This is a genomic window from Bradyrhizobium sp. cf659, assembly GCF_900113725.1.
In the GTDB taxonomy this organism is placed as follows: domain Bacteria; phylum Pseudomonadota; class Alphaproteobacteria; order Rhizobiales; family Xanthobacteraceae; genus Bradyrhizobium.
Genome location: NZ_FOQJ01000003.1, coordinates 627501 through 644298 on the forward strand (window position 1 = coordinate 627501; position 16798 = coordinate 644298).

The following is a 16798-nucleotide window of genomic DNA, read 5'->3' on the forward strand; positions in this document are numbered from 1 at the left end:
CGTGCTCGGCAGTTCCTTGAGCAGGCGATCCTGCTCGGCGCGAGCCTGTGCGGCCTTGGGCGATGCGTGATTCCACCTCTCATGGGCCGCAACCGCCGCGCGCACGGGGCGCAGGAACGGCGCTTCCGCGCGCGCGCGACCAGAGAATTGTCCGATCAGCTCGCTGTCGGGCTCGCGCGACAGGATGTTCGTCTCGATCAGGATGATCTTCGGCAAGCTCGGCTGTCTCGCGAGGATCTCGAGGACGGTGACCGGTGAGCCTCCGGCCAGCGCGAGATTGCGGAAGCGGGGAAGCGAGAAATATTCCTCCTTGAGACGCCAGGCGACCGAGCTGCCGACCAGCACGATGTCTGGGACCGGTTCTCTCAGATAGCGGTTGAGGGTGATGAGGCTGCCGTCGCGGGTCGTGACGGACGGCTGCTCGAGCGCGGAGCCGAACCGCGCTGTGGCGAGACCGCAGACCAGCAGCAGCGCCACGGCTGCACCCGCACATCTGATCAACCATGGAAGTCCGGATATCTGTGCCATCATCAGAACTGGAAATAGATGAAGGCGACGTCCGGCCCCGCCTCGAGATAGGCCAACGCCGCGAGCGCACCATAGAGATACGGCTCCCATCGCCGCAACCAGCCACTGGCGAGCGCGCCGAGGCCGAGATGCTGGATGAGAACGGGGAGGGCGTAGAGCAGGGCCATGTTGCGAAACAGTTTTGTCGGATTGGGATTGTCCGTCGGCGTGAACATGCCTGCGAGGTAGCCGAGCGCGTGATCGAAGTTCGGCAGCTTGAAGAAGATCCAGAGCATCGTCACGCAGAAGAAGACGACGCCCATGCGGGCGACGCGCACGACAGGGCCGGCTTCGCCCAGCACCTTCAGAAACGGCCGCTCGACGACGAGCAGGAGGCCGTGCAGCATGCCCCACAATGCGTAGCTCAGGCTCGCGCCGTGCCAGAGGCCGCCAAGCGTCATCACGATCATCAGATTGAGGCAGGTTCTCGCCGGTCCCTCCCTGTTGCCGCCGAGCGGGATGTAGAGATAGGTCCTGAGCCAGTTGGACAACGAGATGTGCCAGCGCGTCCAGAACTCGGAGAACGAAGCCGAGATGTAGGGCAGGTCGAAGTTGACCGGCAGGCGGTAGCCGAACAACAGCCCGAGGCCGAGCGCGATCGCCGAATAGCCGAAGAAGTCGGCATAGATCTGGTAGCTGTACAGGAACACGAGCAGCCAGCGGTCCTGCGTGGCTACCGTCTCATAGAGCGGATAGTCCATGTAGGACGTCATCTCGTTGAGATTGTTGGCGACGTAGAGCTTGAAGAAGAAGCCAGTCAGGATCCATTTGGCCGCTTCCGCGAAATCGACGTTGGCGAGCTGCTTGGGGACGATCTGCGGCATGAACTGGCCCGCGCGCGTGATCGGTCCGGATACGAGCTGCGGAAAGAAGATGATGTAGAGGAAGACGTCCCGCAGCGGCGGCGGCCTCTTCTCGCGCGTGAGGTCGACCAGAAGGCTGATGTTGTGGAACACGAAGAAGGAGATGCCGATCGGCAGCGGCAGCCGCAACAGGAAATCCACCGGCGCGAAGCCGATCGGGTCAACCGTGGACGCATCGACGAGCAGGAATTTGTATTTGAAGAATGCCAGCAGCGCGAGATTGAAGACGATTCCGGCCGGCATCCAGATCGCGCGGTTGTCGAAGGCGAGCACCAGACAGAGGTAGGTCCCGAGCACGGCGATGAGCAGCAGCGGCAGCAGCGCTGGCTGGCCCGAGCCATAGAACACCAGGCTCGCGAGCACCAGCAGCTGGACCTGGAAGCGGCGCAAAGGCGGCAGATAATAGGCGCCGAACACGATCGCGACGAAGAGGCCAAACTGAAAGGAAGTGAATGTCATGCCGCCCCGATTTACCCGGCCCGGCATGTATCATCTTCGCTCCCTCTGTCCTAGTCTCCCGGCTCGCGCGGGCGGTGCACCGTCAACCGCCTCGGCGGGCGTGGCGGTCTTGACCTTCCCGCCCTAATCCGCTCCCTTTGGCCCGACACACTGACCGCCTCCAGGGAAAACGCCAAGGTAGCTACCATGTCTTTCGTTCTCGCCATCGACCAGGGCACCACCTCCTCGCGCGCCATCGTCTTCCGCAGCGACATCTCGATTGCCGCGCGCGCGCAGCAGGAATTTCCGCAGCATTTTCCGGCCTCGGGCTGGGTCGAGCACGAGCCGGAGGACATCTGGACCTCGACCGTGATGGTCTGCCGCGACGCGATCGAGCAGGCCGGCATCACCGCAAAGGACATTGCCGCGATCGGCATCACCAACCAGCGCGAGACCACCGTGGTGTGGGACCGCGCCACCGGGCAGGCCGTGCACCGCGCCATTGTCTGGCAGGACCGCCGCACCGCCGACATCTGCGCCAAGCTGAAAGCCGACGGCCGCGAGCCTGTCATCTCGCAGAAAACCGGCCTGATCATCGATCCCTATTTCTCCGGCACCAAGGTCGCCTGGATCCTCGACCACGTCCCCGGCGCGCGGGCGCGTGCCGCGCGCGGCGAATTGATGTTCGGCACCATCGACTGCTACCTGCTCTGGCGCCTCACCGGCGGCAAGGTGCACGCCACCGACGCCACCAACGCCTCGCGCACGCTGCTGTTCAACATCCACACCGGCCAATGGGACGACGAGCTGCTCGAGATCATCGGCGTGCCGCGTTCGATGCTGCCCGAGGTGAAGGATTCCTCCGCCCGCTTCGGCGAGAGCGTGCCCGACCTGTTCGGCGGCGCGATCGCGATCTCCGGCATCGCCGGCGACCAGCAGGCCGCGACCATCGGCCAGGCCTGCTTCCGCCCGGGCATGATGAAGTCCACCTACGGCACCGGCTGCTTCGCGCTGCTCAATACCGGCACCACGCCCGTGGTGTCGAAGAACAAGCTGCTCACCACGGTCGCCTATCAGCTCGCGGGAAAACGCACCTACGCGCTCGAAGGCTCGATCTTCGTTGCCGGCAGCGCGGTGCAGTGGCTGCGTGACGGCCTCGGCATCATCAAGCACGCGGCGGAGACCGGGCCTCTTGCTGATCAGTCGGACTCCATGCAGAGCGTTTATCTCGTGCCGGCCTTTGTCGGCATGGGCGCGCCCTACTGGAATCCGCGCGTGCGCGGCGCGCTGTTCGGCCTCACCCGCAACACCGGGCCCGCCGAGCTCGCCCACGCCGCGCTGGAGAGTGTTTGTTACCAGACCTTCGACCTCTGGGCGGCGATGCGCGCCGACTGGCCGAGCTCGGAGACGGCCAGTGTCGTGCTGCGCGTCGACGGCGGCATGACCGCGTCCGACTGGACCATGCAGCGCCTCGCCGATCTCCTCGACGCGCCGGTCGATCGTCCCGTGATCCAGGAGACCACGGCGCTGGGCGCCGCCTATCTCGCTGGCCTCGAGGCCGGCGTCTATCCCGAGCCGACCAAATTCGCCGACAACTGGCGCCTCGAGCACCGCTTCAAGCCGAACATGAGCGAGGCGACGCGCGCGCGGAAGCTCGCGGGCTGGGCGCGCGCCGTGAAGGGTGTGCTGGCGAGCGACGAGGGGGAGGGGTAGGCACGCCCTCTCCGAGTCGTCCCGGCGAAGGCCGGGACCCATACTCCGCAGCCGATGTTGTGAACGGGACTCGTCGTTCCAGCGTCGCAAAGCAAATCCCATTCGTGGTTATGGATCCCGGATCTGCGCGCGCTTACGGCGCGCTTGTCCGGGACGACAATGGAGTGCATGGCGCCAGCTCTGGAGTCTCTTGCAACGAAGCGGAGTAAGCAACAATGATCCTCCCCGACGGATATTCCGACGTCCCCGCCGGGAAGATCGCCGCCGTCGTCACCCATCTCGAGATGACCGCGCGCCCCGCGCGCCGTGACGATCCGCCCGGCGCCTGGACCCTGCGCAAGGTCGAAGCGCCCGCGCCCGACTGGTATCGCGAGCTCTACCGCCGCGTCGGCGAGGAGTGGTTGTGGTTCTCGCGCGCCCGCATGAACGATGCGGAGCTTGCCGCGGTCATCCACGCGCCCGGAATAGAGGTCTACGCCCTGGTCGCGGACGGCCGCGACGAAGGCCTGCTGGAGCTGGACTTCTGCGAAGCCGGCCAGTGCGAGCTGGTCTATTTCGGCGTCACCGCCGGCCTGATCGGGACGGGCGCCGCCCGCTTCCTGATGAACCGCGCGCTGGAGCTCGCATGGTCGCGCGAGCTGCGCCGCGTCTGGGTGCACACCTGCACCTTCGACCATCCCTCCGCCGTCGCGTTCTATCAGCGCTCCGGCTTCCGCCCGTTCCGCCGCCAGATCGAGATCGCCGACGATCCGCGTCTCGATGGCACCGCGCCGCGGACGGCGGCGCGCCATGTGCCAATTATCGAATAGTACGCGGCTCCCTCATCACCGTCATTGCGAGGAGCTCTTGCGACGAAGCAATCCAGGCTGTCTCCGCGGAGGGATCCTGGATTGCTTCGCTGCGCTCGCAATGACGGCGTGTGGGCGCCGACGTTGCTCTACAAAACGAAACATCAACGCGCGCTGATCGACCCCGGATTTCGCTGCGCTCTATCTGGACTACATATCTAGTTCGGCAGATCGTACGGTGCGAGGCGCCACAATCGTTCGGGCAGCGGTTGCACGGGAGGAGGCTGAAGCTCGCCGTAACTGGAACTCAGTGGGAGGCCGGGCTTCCAGAAATGGATCACGAAAACCACGCGGTATTGTTTCGCCTCAGGCAGCCTGTGCCCGCGATCGATGTGGATCACCGTCCCACCATCTGTCGTCAGGAACGTTTCGTCCCACGCGACTTGCCATTGTTCCTTGGGTCGAGATGGGTCGGCCTGAACGAAGTCGGAGATACTGAACCTTGCATCGGGGTTCGTGACCTGCACCTCGAAAACTGCGGCATCGTCCATATGGTGCCGCAGGTCGTCCTCCCACTCTTGCCGGGCTTCATCAGTCAGCGGACGTATTTCGTCACCCCTGCCGACTTTTCGCAGGAAAGCTTTCAGCTCTTCACTGAAATTGGGAGGATCGTTGGCGTCGATCGTCTCCCGGATAAAGCGGGCATAGGCCGCCTTGTCGGCACTGAAGGAATAGGCGCCGATGATGTTAAGCGACGGAGATTTGTCCGGAGTCACGTCGGTTTGCCCTCGTGCGGCGCCCATTGCGATGAAGATCATGCAACTGATGTATAGAAATCGGAGCATGCTCAAAACACCTTCTGCTCCGCCCGCGCCAGCGCAAACCCGCGCTGCATGGCGTTGAAGCAGGTCAGCCCGGTCTGCTCCGACCGGCACGTGAACCCAGCGCGCTGCCACACCTCGCCATAGGCGAGCACCGGCAGCGATAGGTCCATCACCGTGTCGCCGGCGCAGATGCGGTTGGCGCTGCCTTTCGCGCTCATCTCTAAGGCGTGGCCGTAATCGAGCTCGCAGTCGGCGGGCCGGCGCGCCTCCATGTTCATGATGGAGCAGCGGAGCACGGCTTTGTCGCTCGTTTGGCCGTTCTCCGTGAAGAACTGGCAGGCGATGTTTTTCGACGGCGTCAGAAAGCCGATCGGGCGATCCTGGGCGCTTGCGGCGCCGGCTCCGATCAACGCAAGCAGGGTCGATGCCAGGATGACGGCGCGGGGCCCGATCATGCAATTCCCTTGAAGACTAGCCGTTGAACTTGACCGCCGTGGTGTTGGCGCCGCAGAGCAGCACTGCGACGCGTTCGCCGGGCAAGGGACGATAGCGGCCCGACAGCAGTGCGGCAAACGCGGCCGCGCCGCCGGGCTCGGCGACGAGACGCAGGCTCGACCATAGAGCGGCCTGGGCCTGCCGGATCGCCTCGTCGCTGACCAGAACGACCCGCTCGACATGGGTCCGCGCGATCGGGAACATCAATTCACCGACGCGCCGCGGCGCAAGGCTGTCGGCGGCGAGGCCGCCGGCCGGGGCGTCGACCGGTGCTCCCGCCGCCAAGGCGGCGTGCAGGGTCGGCGATTGCTCGGGCTCGACCGCGACGATGCGCGTCTGGCCTTTGTACCACGCCGCAATGCCGCCGATCAGTCCGCCGCCGCCGACCGCCACCAGCAGCGTATCGATGCCGGGCGCGTCCTGCTCCAGCTCCAGTCCGACGCTGCCCTGGCCGAGCAGGGTTTCGGCCTGGTCGTAGGCATGAACTGCCATTGCGCCGGTCCGTGCAACATGCGTTTCGCTCGCGGCGAGCGCGTCGGCATAGCGGCTGCCCGCGATCACGAGTTTCGCGCCATACCCCTTGATCCGCTCGGCCTTGGCTGGCGAGGTGATATCGGGCACGAAGATCGTGGCGGGAATGCCGAGCCGCTGCGCCGCATAGGCGACCGCCGCCCCGTGATTGCCGCCGGATGCGGCGACCACGCCCGCCTCCGGCACCGGCCGCAGCAGATTGGCAAATGCGCCCCGCGCCTTGAACGATCCGGAATGCTGCAGCATCTCGAGCTTGAACGTGATGGGCGCCGCCGGCAGGCCGAAATCGGCGAGATCGGCCATAATGAGGGGCGTGCGCCTTACGTGCGGACGAATGACGGCCTCGGTCGTCGCAATCCGCTCCCGCGTGATGTCCATTGTCGCTGTCATGATACCGTCCTTGATAGCCCATCCGGGAGTTGACATCAATTAGGCAATTAGCAAAATGGCTAAATGAAATTCACCGTCGCCCTGCGCGCGCTGGCCAACGAACGCCGCCTGCAGATCCTGGACTGGCTGCGGGATCCGCGGAAGCATTTTCGCGAGCAGGCCGATGGCGACCTGGTCGAGGACGGCGTCTGCGGATTGCTGATCGCCGAGAAGCTCGGCGTCAGCGCGCCGACCGTGAGCGAGCACATGCGGGTACTGACGGCCGCAAAGCTGGTGCGCGCCAAGCGGATCAAGCAGTGGACGATGTACAAGCGCAACGAAGCCGCGATCGCCGCCATCAAGCGCTCGATCCAGGACGGCCTTTGATCGCGCATCGCGCACCTGGCGCGTGATGTTGCAGGTGCCGTTGCGACCGGCGCAATGCTCCATTTCCACAATCTTTCTTGCGCGGCGCCGAGCTTGTCGTGGAAACTGACCGGCCCCGCCGTGTCCCACCAACGAGAAGAGCGAGAACCATGTTCCTGATCGGCCAATATGATTCCCCCTTCGTCCGCCGCGTCGCGATCGCGCTGCGGCTTTACGGGCTCCCCTTCGAGCACAGGCCGTGGTCCACCTTCGGCGATGCCGACAAGATCGCGCCGTACAATCCGCTGCGCCGCGTCCCGACCCTGGTGCTCGACGACGGCGAGGCGCTGATCGAGAGCACGATCATCCTGGATTATTTCGACGAGCTGGTCGGCGAGGGGAAGGCGATGCTGCCGCGCGGCGGCGCCGAGCGACGAAAGCATTTGCGCATCTGCGCGCTCGTTTCGGGCCTCGGCGACAAGGCGGTGAGCCTGCTCTATGAGCGCGTGCTGCGGAAAGAGCAGCTTACATTGTGGGTCGAGCGCTGCCAGGCGCAGATCGGCGGCGTGCTCGGCGTGCTCGACGCCGAGCGCGCCAAGGTGACGACGCCGTTCTGGCTGGGTGAGCGCATTGGCCACGCCGACATCGCGGTGGCCTGCGTCGTGCGCTTCACCCGCGAAGCGCATCCGCTTCTGTTCGACGCGGTGCGCTATCCCGCGCTTGCGGCGCATGCCGACCGCTGCGAGGCGCTGCCGCCGTTCCAGCAGATCGTGCAGCCGTTGGCACCGCCGAAGGGTTGAGCCGCATCAAGCGCCTCTAAGCGAACCCGACCTTGATCAGGATTGTCAGGAAAAGGCCTCCGACGACCGCGCAGACCGCGGCACCGATCAGCGGCCCCAGCGCGCCCTCCCGGCTCGCAGGCTCCAGCACTGCACGTCCCGGTCGTTCCGGATCGTAGTAAACTTTGACCTTCTGCCCGGGGCGATATTTCGCTGCGGCCTTTTCGGCGACTTCGCGCAGCCCGGAGATCATGGTGCCGCCCCAATCGACTTCGGTGCCGATGAAGTCGCGCTTGTCGACCCTGTAGGCGTAGCGCAGGTCGACCTGATAGCGGTGTTGGAGCTTGCTGGACCGGGACTTGTCGTCGTCGTTCTTCTCCTCGATGATTTCCTCGATCACGTCGCAACGGGTGACCCTGCCAGCCGCGGTCGGCCAGCGCGGGCTGGCGCTCGCCAGCCGGCGCGTCCGGACATACTCAGCGACGCAGAACACGCCGCCCACGAGCACGATGATCGGCAACGCGAACGCGAACAGCGGAACGCCGTTGTTGGTGTAGAGCACGTGACCCGCGAGCGAATGCGCGGTGAGGGTGGCGGCAATGAAGCCGAACACGATGGTGAACGCCACCAGTGCCGCGACGTTCTGCGCGGCAGCAGGTTCGAGCAACGCCTCGGTCGGTTGCTTCGGATCGACATGGACGTCGACATGCGCCCCGACCGGATATCGTCCGGTCAGTTTTGCGGCCAGTACCCTCGTCGTGATGGCGGGGCCACCGACAAAGACCTTGTCGCTTTCCAGCTCCTGGCCGCCGGCCTGATAGCGATAGCGGATGACAGGCTTGGCATCGTTCTGATCGTCCGAGGCGTGCGTCGCCGGCTGATCGACCCTGGAGACCGTGATGATGCCCTACACCTTGTCCCAGCTCCGCGCGGCCTGCATCCGGCCCCGCATGCGGACCAGATTGAACAGCGTCAATCCAAACAGCGACACGGAGATGCCGGCGGCAATCTGCGTCCACATCAATTGTTGGGCGTCCAGCATCCGATTCCCTGCTCTTCGGCGGCGATCGCCATTGGTCGCGGCGAGCGCGCCTTGCGTTCACGGCGCTGCCGCCTTTTTCGAGAGATCGTGCAACCGCTGGTGCCGCCGAAGGGATGAAGCGCCTCAGACCGTCATTCCGGGGCGCGCGGAGCGCGAGCCCGGAATCCATCGTGCAGCGAGACGCGGATGAATGGATTCCGGGCTCGCGCCAAGTGGCGCGCCCCGGAATGACAGTCTGGAGGCAGGCGTAGCCCGCTCCGTCCCTTGAGATCTCGCAGTCACTTGCGCCGCCGAAGAAGTGGCGTGCGGCGTCGATCCTATTTCCGCGAACAGGGCTTGATATCGCCCGCCGCGGTCTTCAGGACGATCGGATTTGGCGACAGTCTTATGCCGAAGAACAATTGAGAGCCGGACACCTTGTCGTTCGCCCCCTGATGGACGTCCAGGTCGAGCTTCGCTGCGATCTCGGATGTCAGCTTGGCCTTCTCCTCCATCGAGATCTTGTTGTGATATTTGATCTCGTAGACGACATCGGCCTCCAGAACGGATCGCGTCTGGCACACGACACCGCCGCTCGAAACGTTCAGGGTCACCGCGTCCTCGCATTCCGCCTTCAGCAATGCGTTCCGGGCCGAGATCAGCGACTCGTCGGAAATCAGCAGGATGTTGGCGTTCTCGAGCTTGAGGTTGACCGCTTCGACCTGCTGCATCCCGGCGACAGCCGACAGCTTCTCCCTGACCTCGGCCGAAACGTCGAGTTTCTTCTCGAGCGATTGCTTCAACTCCCGGTCGACAGTGCGTGATTTCTGGATCTTGCTGGCCAGGAGCGTGGGGTCGACATCGCAGGTCGGATGCAGTTCCAGCCGGCCGTCGCTCAGATACTCGATCGTGTTGATCGTGCCGGGACCGCCGAACGTGCTCGGCGGCACCACCTCGAAATATCCGGTCTCGGAGAGGATGGCCGTGATCGTCTGCTTCTTGCGCGGGAATCCGACCCAGACTGCAACCATCACCAGGCCGATCGCGACAAATACTCCGCTACCAAGCCAAAGCCATTTGCGGCTGGTTATTTTCCCGGGCAGCACAACTGACTTCGTTCGCCGCATGGCACGTAGCCTTTCGGACAGTCCGCCGCGGCAATCGTGGGCAGTACGACGAGAGCGATCGCGGCGACGAACAGTGCAATGAACTGCTTCATATGTTCGATCCCAAGCAAACCGTCGGTTCGAAGGTAGTAGACCGATAGATTAGCGAATCAAGGTTGAGCGGACAAGTGAACGAGTTCACACGAGTCCGGTTCCCGCGAGACGTGGGCCGTTGAGGCGGAGCGTTGCCAAGGAGCACTGCGTTCAAGAATTCGTACAGCCGTTGGCACTACATACTGCCTCCCCAATGTCGTCCTGGCGAAAGCCAGGACCCATTACCCCAGGGAGCAGTTTGGCCAAGATTCGTCGTTCGGTATTGCTAGCGATACCCACCGATAGATCACGCGGTATGGGTCCTGGCTTCCGCCAGGACGACACCGAAGGTGTGGTGCGGTCTTCCGACCGACGACGACAGGCACGGTGGGCGATGATGGAATATTACAGGTGTCTTGCCCGACGGAGCAAGCGGCGCGAGGGTCCGAAATTGTTCAGGTCTTTCAACCCCATTTCTACTGTGCATGGGGTTGTTTTTCACGTTTTGAAGGGAAAGCCCCACCGTCGTCCTGGCGAAGGCCAGGACGACTGCAGGAGTTCGCGCCTATCCAGCGCCCGCGCGCTTCTTCTGCCAGACGAGGTGCACCGCGCAGGTGCAGCCCGGCGGATGCGAGGCGAGGTCCTTTGACGTCTCGTCGTTCGCCGGCGTCGCCGCGAAGGCCTTGTCGGTCCCCTCTCGCGCCGGGATGTAGTTCAGCACCGGCGCGAGCCAGCGCTCGGCTTCCGCGACCGTCATGCCCTTGCGAGCGGCATAATCCTCGACCTGGTCGCGCTCGATCTTGCCGACGCCGAAATAATAGCTCGCGGGGTTCGCGAAATAGAGCCCGGACACGCTCGAGCCCGGCCACATCGCAAAGCTCTCGGTCAGCTTCACGCCGGCGGTGGCCTCGGCATCGAGCAGCTCGAACAGCGTCGCCTTCTCGGTGTGATCGGGCTGCGCGGGATAGCCGGGCGCGGGGCGGATGCCCTGGTACTTTTCGAGAATCAGATCCTCGCTGGTAAGCGCCTCGTCGGGCGCATAGGCCCAGAACTCGCGGCGCACGCGGGCATGCATGCGCTCGGCGAAGGCTTCGGCCAAGCGATCAGCCAAAGCCTTGCACAGGATCGAGGAGTAGTCGTCGTTGGCCATCTTGAAGCGGTCGGCGACGGCATCCTCGCCGATGCCGGCCGTGACGACGAAGCCGCCGACATAATCGGGCACGCCGGTGCCGACAGGCGCGACGAAGTCGGCGAGCGCCGCGTTGAACCGGCCCGCGCGCTTTTCGAGCTGCTGGCGCAGCGTGTGCAGCGTCGCGATGCTCTTGGTCCGGCTCTCGTCGGCGTAAAGCACGATATCGTCGCCTACCGCATTCGCCGGCCAGAAGCCGACGGCGGCGCGCGCCCGGAACCATTTCTCCTTGACGATCAGGTCGAGCATCTTGCGCGCGTCGTCATAGAGCGAACGCGCGACCTCGCCGACCTTGGCGTCGTCGAGGATCGCGGGGAAGCGGCCGGCGAGCTCCCAGGTCTGGAAGAACGGCGTCCAGTCGATATAGGGCACGAGCTCGGCGAGGTCGTATGCGTCGAAGCTCCTGGTGCCGAGGAAGGTCGGCTTCACCGGCTTGTTCGCGGCAAAGTCGACCGGCACGCGGTTCTTGCGGGCGTCTGCCAGCTTCAGCCGCTTCTTGTCGGCCTGCGCGCGCAGATGCGCGTCCGAGATCTTGGCGTATTCGGCCCGCACCTCGGCGGCATAGGCCACGCGCTTCTCCGGCGAGAGCAGCGAGGAGGCGACGCCGACGGCGCGGCTGGCGTCGTTGACGTGCACGACGGGACCGGCGCGGTAGCTCGGGTCGATCTTGACCGCCGTATGCACGCGGCTCGTGGTGGCGCCGCCGATCAGCAGCGGCAGCTTGAGGCCCTCACGCTGCAATTCGCCGGCGAAGAACGCCATCTCGTCGAGCGAAGGCGTGATCAGGCCGGACAGGCCGACGATGTCGGCCTTCTCCGCCTTCACGGTCTCGACGATCTTGGCCGCCGGCACCATCACACCGAGGTCGATGACCTCGAAATTGTTGCACTGGAGCACGATGCCGACGATGTTCTTGCCGATGTCGTGGACGTCGCCCTTGACGGTCGCGAGCACGATCTTGCCGGCGGAAGAGGAGCCTTCGGTACCGATGCCATTGGCAAGGTTGCGCGCCTTCTCTTCCTCCATGAACGGCATCAGCCAGGCGACCGCCTGCTTCATCACGCGGGCGGACTTCACCACCTGCGGCAGGAACATCTTGCCGTCGCCGAAGAGGTCGCCGACGACGTTCATGCCCGCCATCAACGGCCCCTCGATCACGTCGAGCGGACGCGACGACGCCTTGCGGGCTTCTTCGGTGTCCTGCTCGATGAACTCGGTGATGCCGTGCACCAGCGAATGCGACAGCCGCTTCGCCACAGGCCATTCGCGCCAGGCGAGGTCGGCTTCCTTGGTCTGGGTCTTGTTGCCGCGGAATTTTTCCGCAAGCGCCAGCAGCCGCTCCGACGCGCCGGGATCGCGATTGAGGATGACGTCCTCGCACACCTGGCGCAGTTCAGCATCGATGTCGTCATAGACGATCATCTGCCCGGCATTGACGATGCCCATGTCCATGCCGGCCTTGATGGCGTGATACAGGAACACCGAGTGCATGGCCTCGCGCACCGGCTCATTGCCGCGGAACGAGAACGAGAGGTTCGAGACGCCGCCCGAGATGTGGGCGCCCGGCAGGTTCTGGCGGATCCAGCGCGTCGCCTCGATGAAGTCGACGCCGTAATTGTTGTGCTCCTCGATGCCGGTCGCAATCGCGAAGATATTCGGATCGAAGATGATGTCCTCAGGCGGGAAGCCGACGCGGTTCACCAGGATGTCGTAGGCGCGCTTGCAGATCTCGGTCTTGCGCGCGAACGTATCGGCTTGGCCGACTTCGTCGAAGGCCATGACCACGACAGCCGCACCATGACGGCGGGCGATCTTGGCCTCGTGGATGAACTTCTCCTCGCCTTCCTTCATCGAGATCGAATTGACGACCGGCTTGCCCTGCACACATTTCAGGCCGGCCTCGATCACCGAGAATTTCGAGCTGTCGACCATCACGGGGACGCGGGCGATGTCGGGCTCGGCGGCGACGAGATTCAGGAACGTCACCATCGCCGCTTCGGAGTCGAGCAGGCCCTCGTCCATGTTGACGTCGATGATCTGCGCACCGTTCTCGACCTGGTCGCGGGCGACCTGCAGCGCGGCGGTGTAATCGCCGGCGGTGATCAGCTTGCGGAAGCGGGCCGAGCCGGTGACGTTGGTGCGCTCGCCGACGTTCACGAACGGAATCGCGTTCGTCAAAATGAACGGCTCGAGGCCGGAGAGCCGCAAGCGCGGTTCGATCTCCGGCACGATGCGCGGCTTGTGCGGGGCAACCGCCGCGGCGATCGCAGCGATGTGCTCCGGCGTGGTGCCGCAGCAGCCGCCGACGATGTTGACCAAACCGTCACGCGCGAACTCGCCGACCAGGCGCGCCATGTATTCCGGCGTCTCGTCATACTGGCCGAATTCGTTGGGCAGGCCGGCATTGGGGTAAGCGCAGACCAGCGTGTCGGCGACGCGGCCGATATCGGCGATATGGGCGCGCAGGTCTTCGGCACCGAGCGCGCAATTGAAGCCGATGGTGATGGGCTTGGCGTGCCGCACCGAATTCCAGAACGCTTCCGGCATCTGCCCGGAGAGCAGGCGGCCGGACTTGTCGGTGATGGTGCCCGACACCATCACCGGCATGTCGATGCCGCGCTCTTCGGTGATCTCGGCGATCGCGTAAAGCGCGGCCTTGGCGTTCAGCGTGTCGAAAATGGTCTCGACCAGCAGCAGGTCGACGCCGCCGTCGAGCATGCCGCGGATCTGCTCGCCATAGGATTTGCGCAGATCGTCGAAGGTGACGGCGCGGTAGCCGGGGTTGGAAACGTCGGGCGAGATGGAGGCGGTGCGGTTGGTGGGGCCGATCGCGCCGGCGACGAAGCGCGGCTTGCCGTCCTCGGCTTCGACGCGCCTTGCGGCGTTGCCGGCGAGGCGGGCGCCTTCGCGTGCCATCTCGTAGACGATGTCGGTGAGGTCGTAGTCGGCCTGCGCGATCGAGGTCGTGGAGAAGGTGTTGGTCGCGACGATGTCGGCGCCGGCGCGCAAGTACGCGGCGTGGATGTCCTCGATCGCCTGCGGCTGGGTCAGGATCAACAGATCGTTGTTGCCGCGCAGGTCGCGATGGAAGCTCTTGAAGCGCTCGCCGCGGAAGGCGGCCTCGTCGAACTGGAGGTTCTGGATCATCGTGCCCATGGCGCCGTCGAGCACCAGGATGCGCTCACGGGCGGCTTTGAGCAGGGCAGTTCGCTTGGCGGAAACGGGTACGGTCATCTTGGGTCAAGCTGCCTTCTGCGCGCTCTTGGCGCGAATGCCGAGCAAATGGCTGATCGCGAATACGAGATCGGCGCGGTTCATGGTGTAGAAATGGAAGGTGTCGACGCCGCGCTTCGCCAGCTTCTGCACCTGGCCGGCGGCGACGGTGGCCGCCACGAGCTTGCGGGTCTCGGCGTCGTCGTCGAGGCCCTCGAACTTCTCCGCGAGCCAGTCCGGCACTGAGGTGCCGGCGCGCGTGACGAAGGCTCTCGCCTGCTTGAAATTGTGCATGGGCATGATGCCCGGCACGATCGGGATGTTGATGCCGCGGGCACGCACGCGGTCGAGATAGCGGAAGTAGAGGTCGTTATCGAAGAACACCTGCGTGATGGCGCGGGTTGCGCCGGCATCGACCTTGGCCTTCAGCGTGTCGATGTCGGCATCGAAATCGCGCGCTTCAGGGTGCTTCTCGGGATAGGCGGACACCGACACTTCGATGTCGGCATGCCGCTTCTTGATGCCCGCGACGAGGTCGGCGGAGCTCTGGTAGCCGTCGGGATGGCTGGAATAGGGCGTGCCGATGCCGCCGGGCGGATCGCCGCGCAAGGCCACGATGTGGCGGACGCCGACCTCGTAGTAGCGGTCGACGATCTCGTCGATCTCGCCGCGCGAGGCGCCGACGCAGGTCAGGTGCGCGGCCGGCAGCAGTGCGGTCTCCTTGAGGATGCGGGCGATGGTCGAATGGGTGCGCTCGCGGGTCGAGCCGCCGGCGCCATAGGTCACCGAGACGAATTTCGGGTCGAGCGGGGCGAGCCGGTTGATGGTCTCCCAGAGATTGCGCTCCATCTCCTCGGTCTTGGGCGGAAAGAACTCGAAGGAGATCGCAGGCCGCTTCAGGTGCCCGTCTTGCCCGTCGGCTGTCGCAGGCTTCGTCAGATCAGTCATGGCACCACTCACTCCAGGTCTTCGCAGCCTGCGGTCAGGTCTAGATTGGCAGCAGGTAAGATAAGCCAAAGCGGTCGCACTCGACAGCCCATCGGAGATGGGAAGTGGCCCACTTGACCCTGGATGTGTTGAATTTTTGTACCTCTAAGATGGATTGTGGGAAGTCGTCTAGTCCGCATAAAGTACGTAAAATCAATAAGATATGTCGCATCAGAGGTAATTGGATGGTTTAGCCATCCTGATGGGCAGAATAGATCTACTGTCACCGCGGTGTCGCCTGTCCCAACGCCGCGTTTGGCGGGGCGTATCGGCTCGCACACGCCAGACCTGCGCTGTCTGCCCATTGCCGCCGCGCGGCCCTCGACTACGTTAACGCGCGATGATCCCGCTCTCAGTTCTCGACCTCTCCGTCGTCACCACAGGCACAAGACCCGCCGCAGCGCTGCGCAACAGCATCGATCTGGCGCGCCATGTCGATGGGCTCGGCTATGTCCGCTATTGGCTCGCCGAGCATCACAACCTCGCCTCCGTCGCGAGCCCGGCGCCCGACGTGATGATCGGGCAGATCGCGGCGGTGACAAAGCACATCCGTGTCGGCTCCGGCGGGGTGATGCTGCCCAACCACGCCCCGCTGGTGGTGGCTGAGCGCTTCAAGATGCTGGAGGCGCTGTTTCCCGGCCGCATCGACCTCGGCCTCGGCCGCGCCCCCGGCACCGACGGCGCCACCGCCTACGCGCTGCGCAGCCGGCTCGACCGCCGCGAGGGCGACGATTTCCTGGAACGGCTGCACGAATTGATCCTGTGGGAGACCCGCGAATTCCCGTCGGGCCATCCCTACAACAACGTCGTCGCGATGCCCGACGACACCCCACTGCCGCCGATCTGGCTGCTCGGCTCCAGCGATTATTCGTCGGAGCTGGCCGCGCAAGTCGGCATGGGCTTCGCCTTCGCGCACCACTTCGCATCCCATGATGCGATCGATGCGATGGTGCATTACCGCAACCGCTTCCAGCCCTCGGCCTGGCGCACCACGCCGCACGCCATCCTCGCCGTCGCCGTCATCGCGGCGGAGACCGACGAGGAAGCCGAAAAGCTCGCGACATCCTTCGATCTCAATCGCCTCCGCCGCGACCGCGGTCAGTATCTGCCGCTGCCGAGCGTCGAGGAGGCGCTGGCCTATCCCTATTCCGACGCCGAGCGCACCTCGATCGCCCGCAACCGCTCGCGCCTGTTCGTCGGCAGCCCTGCGACCGTGCAGAAGAAGCTCCAGCCGCTGATCGATTCCAACAAGCCGGACGAGCTGATGGTGATCACCGCGGTGTACGACCACGAGGCGCGAAAGAAGTCGTATTCGCTGCTGGCGGAGGCGTTCGGGCTGGCGAAGCAGGCGGCTTAAGTTGTCGTCCCGGCGAAGGCCGGGACCCATACGCCGAGGCAGATGTTTGGCGAAGATGGGCAACTGGCAGTGTGCGCGCCAACCGAGGCTGGTGGTTAT

Annotated in this window: 14 protein-coding genes and 1 pseudogene (1 of these 15 running past the window's edge); 5 read left to right on the forward strand and 10 right to left on the reverse strand. The window is 64.7% G+C overall.

The genetic code is table 11. The features are described from left to right. A protein-coding gene (locus tag BM118_RS17010) for a hypothetical protein (RefSeq protein ID WP_143099481.1) crosses the window boundary here: on the reverse strand, positions 1-501 show its 5' portion. It extends 369 nt beyond the left edge of the window; the window shows 501 of its 870 coding nt (coding positions 1-501); it begins with the start codon at positions 499-501; its stop codon lies off the left edge, out of view. Positions 502-530: 29 nt separating this feature from the next. Then, positions 531-1889, reverse strand: coding sequence for an MBOAT family O-acyltransferase (locus BM118_RS17015; RefSeq protein WP_177234384.1), 1359 nt, complete (start codon positions 1887-1889; stop codon positions 531-533). Between the two features lie 186 nt (positions 1890-2075). On the opposite strand from BM118_RS17015, the gene glpK reads away from it, so the two are divergent. Together glpK and BM118_RS17025 are read left to right on the forward strand one after the other, a co-directional pair. Then, positions 2076-3581, forward strand: a complete 1506-nt coding sequence (gene glpK, locus BM118_RS17020) for a glycerol kinase GlpK (RefSeq protein ID WP_092186669.1) — start codon at positions 2076-2078, stop codon at positions 3579-3581. Between the two features lie 215 nt (positions 3582-3796). Beyond that, positions 3797-4390, forward strand: coding sequence for a GNAT family N-acetyltransferase (locus tag BM118_RS17025; RefSeq protein ID WP_092186670.1), 594 nt, complete (start codon positions 3797-3799; stop codon positions 4388-4390). A gap of 197 nt (positions 4391-4587) precedes the next feature. On the opposite strand, the gene BM118_RS17030 is transcribed toward BM118_RS17025, so the two are convergent. The 3 genes from BM118_RS17030 to BM118_RS17040 are packed head-to-tail and all read right to left on the reverse strand — an operon-like array spanning position 4588 to position 6645. After that, positions 4588-5187 carry a hypothetical protein gene (locus BM118_RS17030; RefSeq protein WP_143099482.1) on the reverse strand — a complete coding sequence of 200 codons (600 nt, stop codon included), beginning with the start codon at positions 5185-5187 and terminating at the stop codon, positions 4588-4590. Positions 5188-5216: 29 nt separating this feature from the next. Continuing rightward, positions 5217-5648, reverse strand: a complete 432-nt coding sequence (locus BM118_RS17035) for a DUF6636 domain-containing protein (protein ID WP_092186672.1) — start codon at positions 5646-5648, stop codon at positions 5217-5219. Between the two features lie 16 nt (positions 5649-5664). Further along, positions 5665-6645, reverse strand: coding sequence for a threonine/serine dehydratase (locus BM118_RS17040; RefSeq protein WP_092186673.1), 981 nt, complete (start codon positions 6643-6645; stop codon positions 5665-5667). A 27-nt stretch (positions 6646-6672) separates the two neighbouring features. On the opposite strand from BM118_RS17040, the gene BM118_RS17045 reads away from it, so the two are divergent. Both BM118_RS17045 and BM118_RS17050 read left to right on the forward strand, forming a co-directional pair. Next, positions 6673-6975, forward strand: a complete 303-nt coding sequence (locus tag BM118_RS17045) for an ArsR/SmtB family transcription factor (RefSeq protein WP_092186674.1) — start codon at positions 6673-6675, stop codon at positions 6973-6975. A gap of 149 nt (positions 6976-7124) precedes the next feature. Then, positions 7125-7754, forward strand: a complete 630-nt coding sequence (locus BM118_RS17050; RefSeq protein ID WP_092186675.1) for a glutathione S-transferase family protein — start codon at positions 7125-7127, stop codon at positions 7752-7754. A gap of 16 nt (positions 7755-7770) precedes the next feature. On the opposite strand, the gene BM118_RS17055 is transcribed toward BM118_RS17050, so the two are convergent. The 5 genes and pseudogenes from BM118_RS17055 to metF all read right to left on the reverse strand — a co-directional run bounded on the left by BM118_RS17055 (position 7771) and on the right by metF (position 15303). Beyond that, positions 7771-8400, reverse strand: coding sequence for a DUF3592 domain-containing protein (locus BM118_RS17055; RefSeq protein WP_441299755.1), 630 nt, complete (start codon positions 8398-8400; stop codon positions 7771-7773). Positions 8401-8445: 45 nt separating this feature from the next. Next, positions 8446-8637: pseudogene (locus BM118_RS42755) on the reverse strand (DUF3592 domain-containing protein); the annotation flags it as partial. Between the two features lie 455 nt (positions 8638-9092). Further along, positions 9093-9785, reverse strand: coding sequence for a hypothetical protein (locus BM118_RS17060; protein WP_244550178.1), 693 nt, complete (start codon positions 9783-9785; stop codon positions 9093-9095). Positions 9786-10518: 733 nt separating this feature from the next. Beyond that, on the reverse strand, positions 10519-14376 hold the full coding sequence (metH, locus tag BM118_RS17070) for a methionine synthase (RefSeq protein WP_092186677.1): 3858 nt from the start codon (positions 14374-14376) through the stop codon (positions 10519-10521). Positions 14377-14382: 6 nt separating this feature from the next. Continuing rightward, entirely contained in the window at positions 14383-15303 is a 921-nt protein-coding gene (gene metF / locus BM118_RS17075; protein ID WP_177234385.1) for a methylenetetrahydrofolate reductase [NAD(P)H], read from the reverse strand. 379 nt (positions 15304-15682) lie between these two features. Between metF and BM118_RS17080 the strand changes: the two genes are divergently transcribed. Continuing rightward, positions 15683-16699: an LLM class flavin-dependent oxidoreductase gene (locus BM118_RS17080; protein WP_092186679.1), complete on the forward strand. Its 1017-nt coding sequence runs from the start codon at positions 15683-15685 to the stop codon at positions 16697-16699. Positions 16700-16798 lie beyond the last annotated feature (99 nt).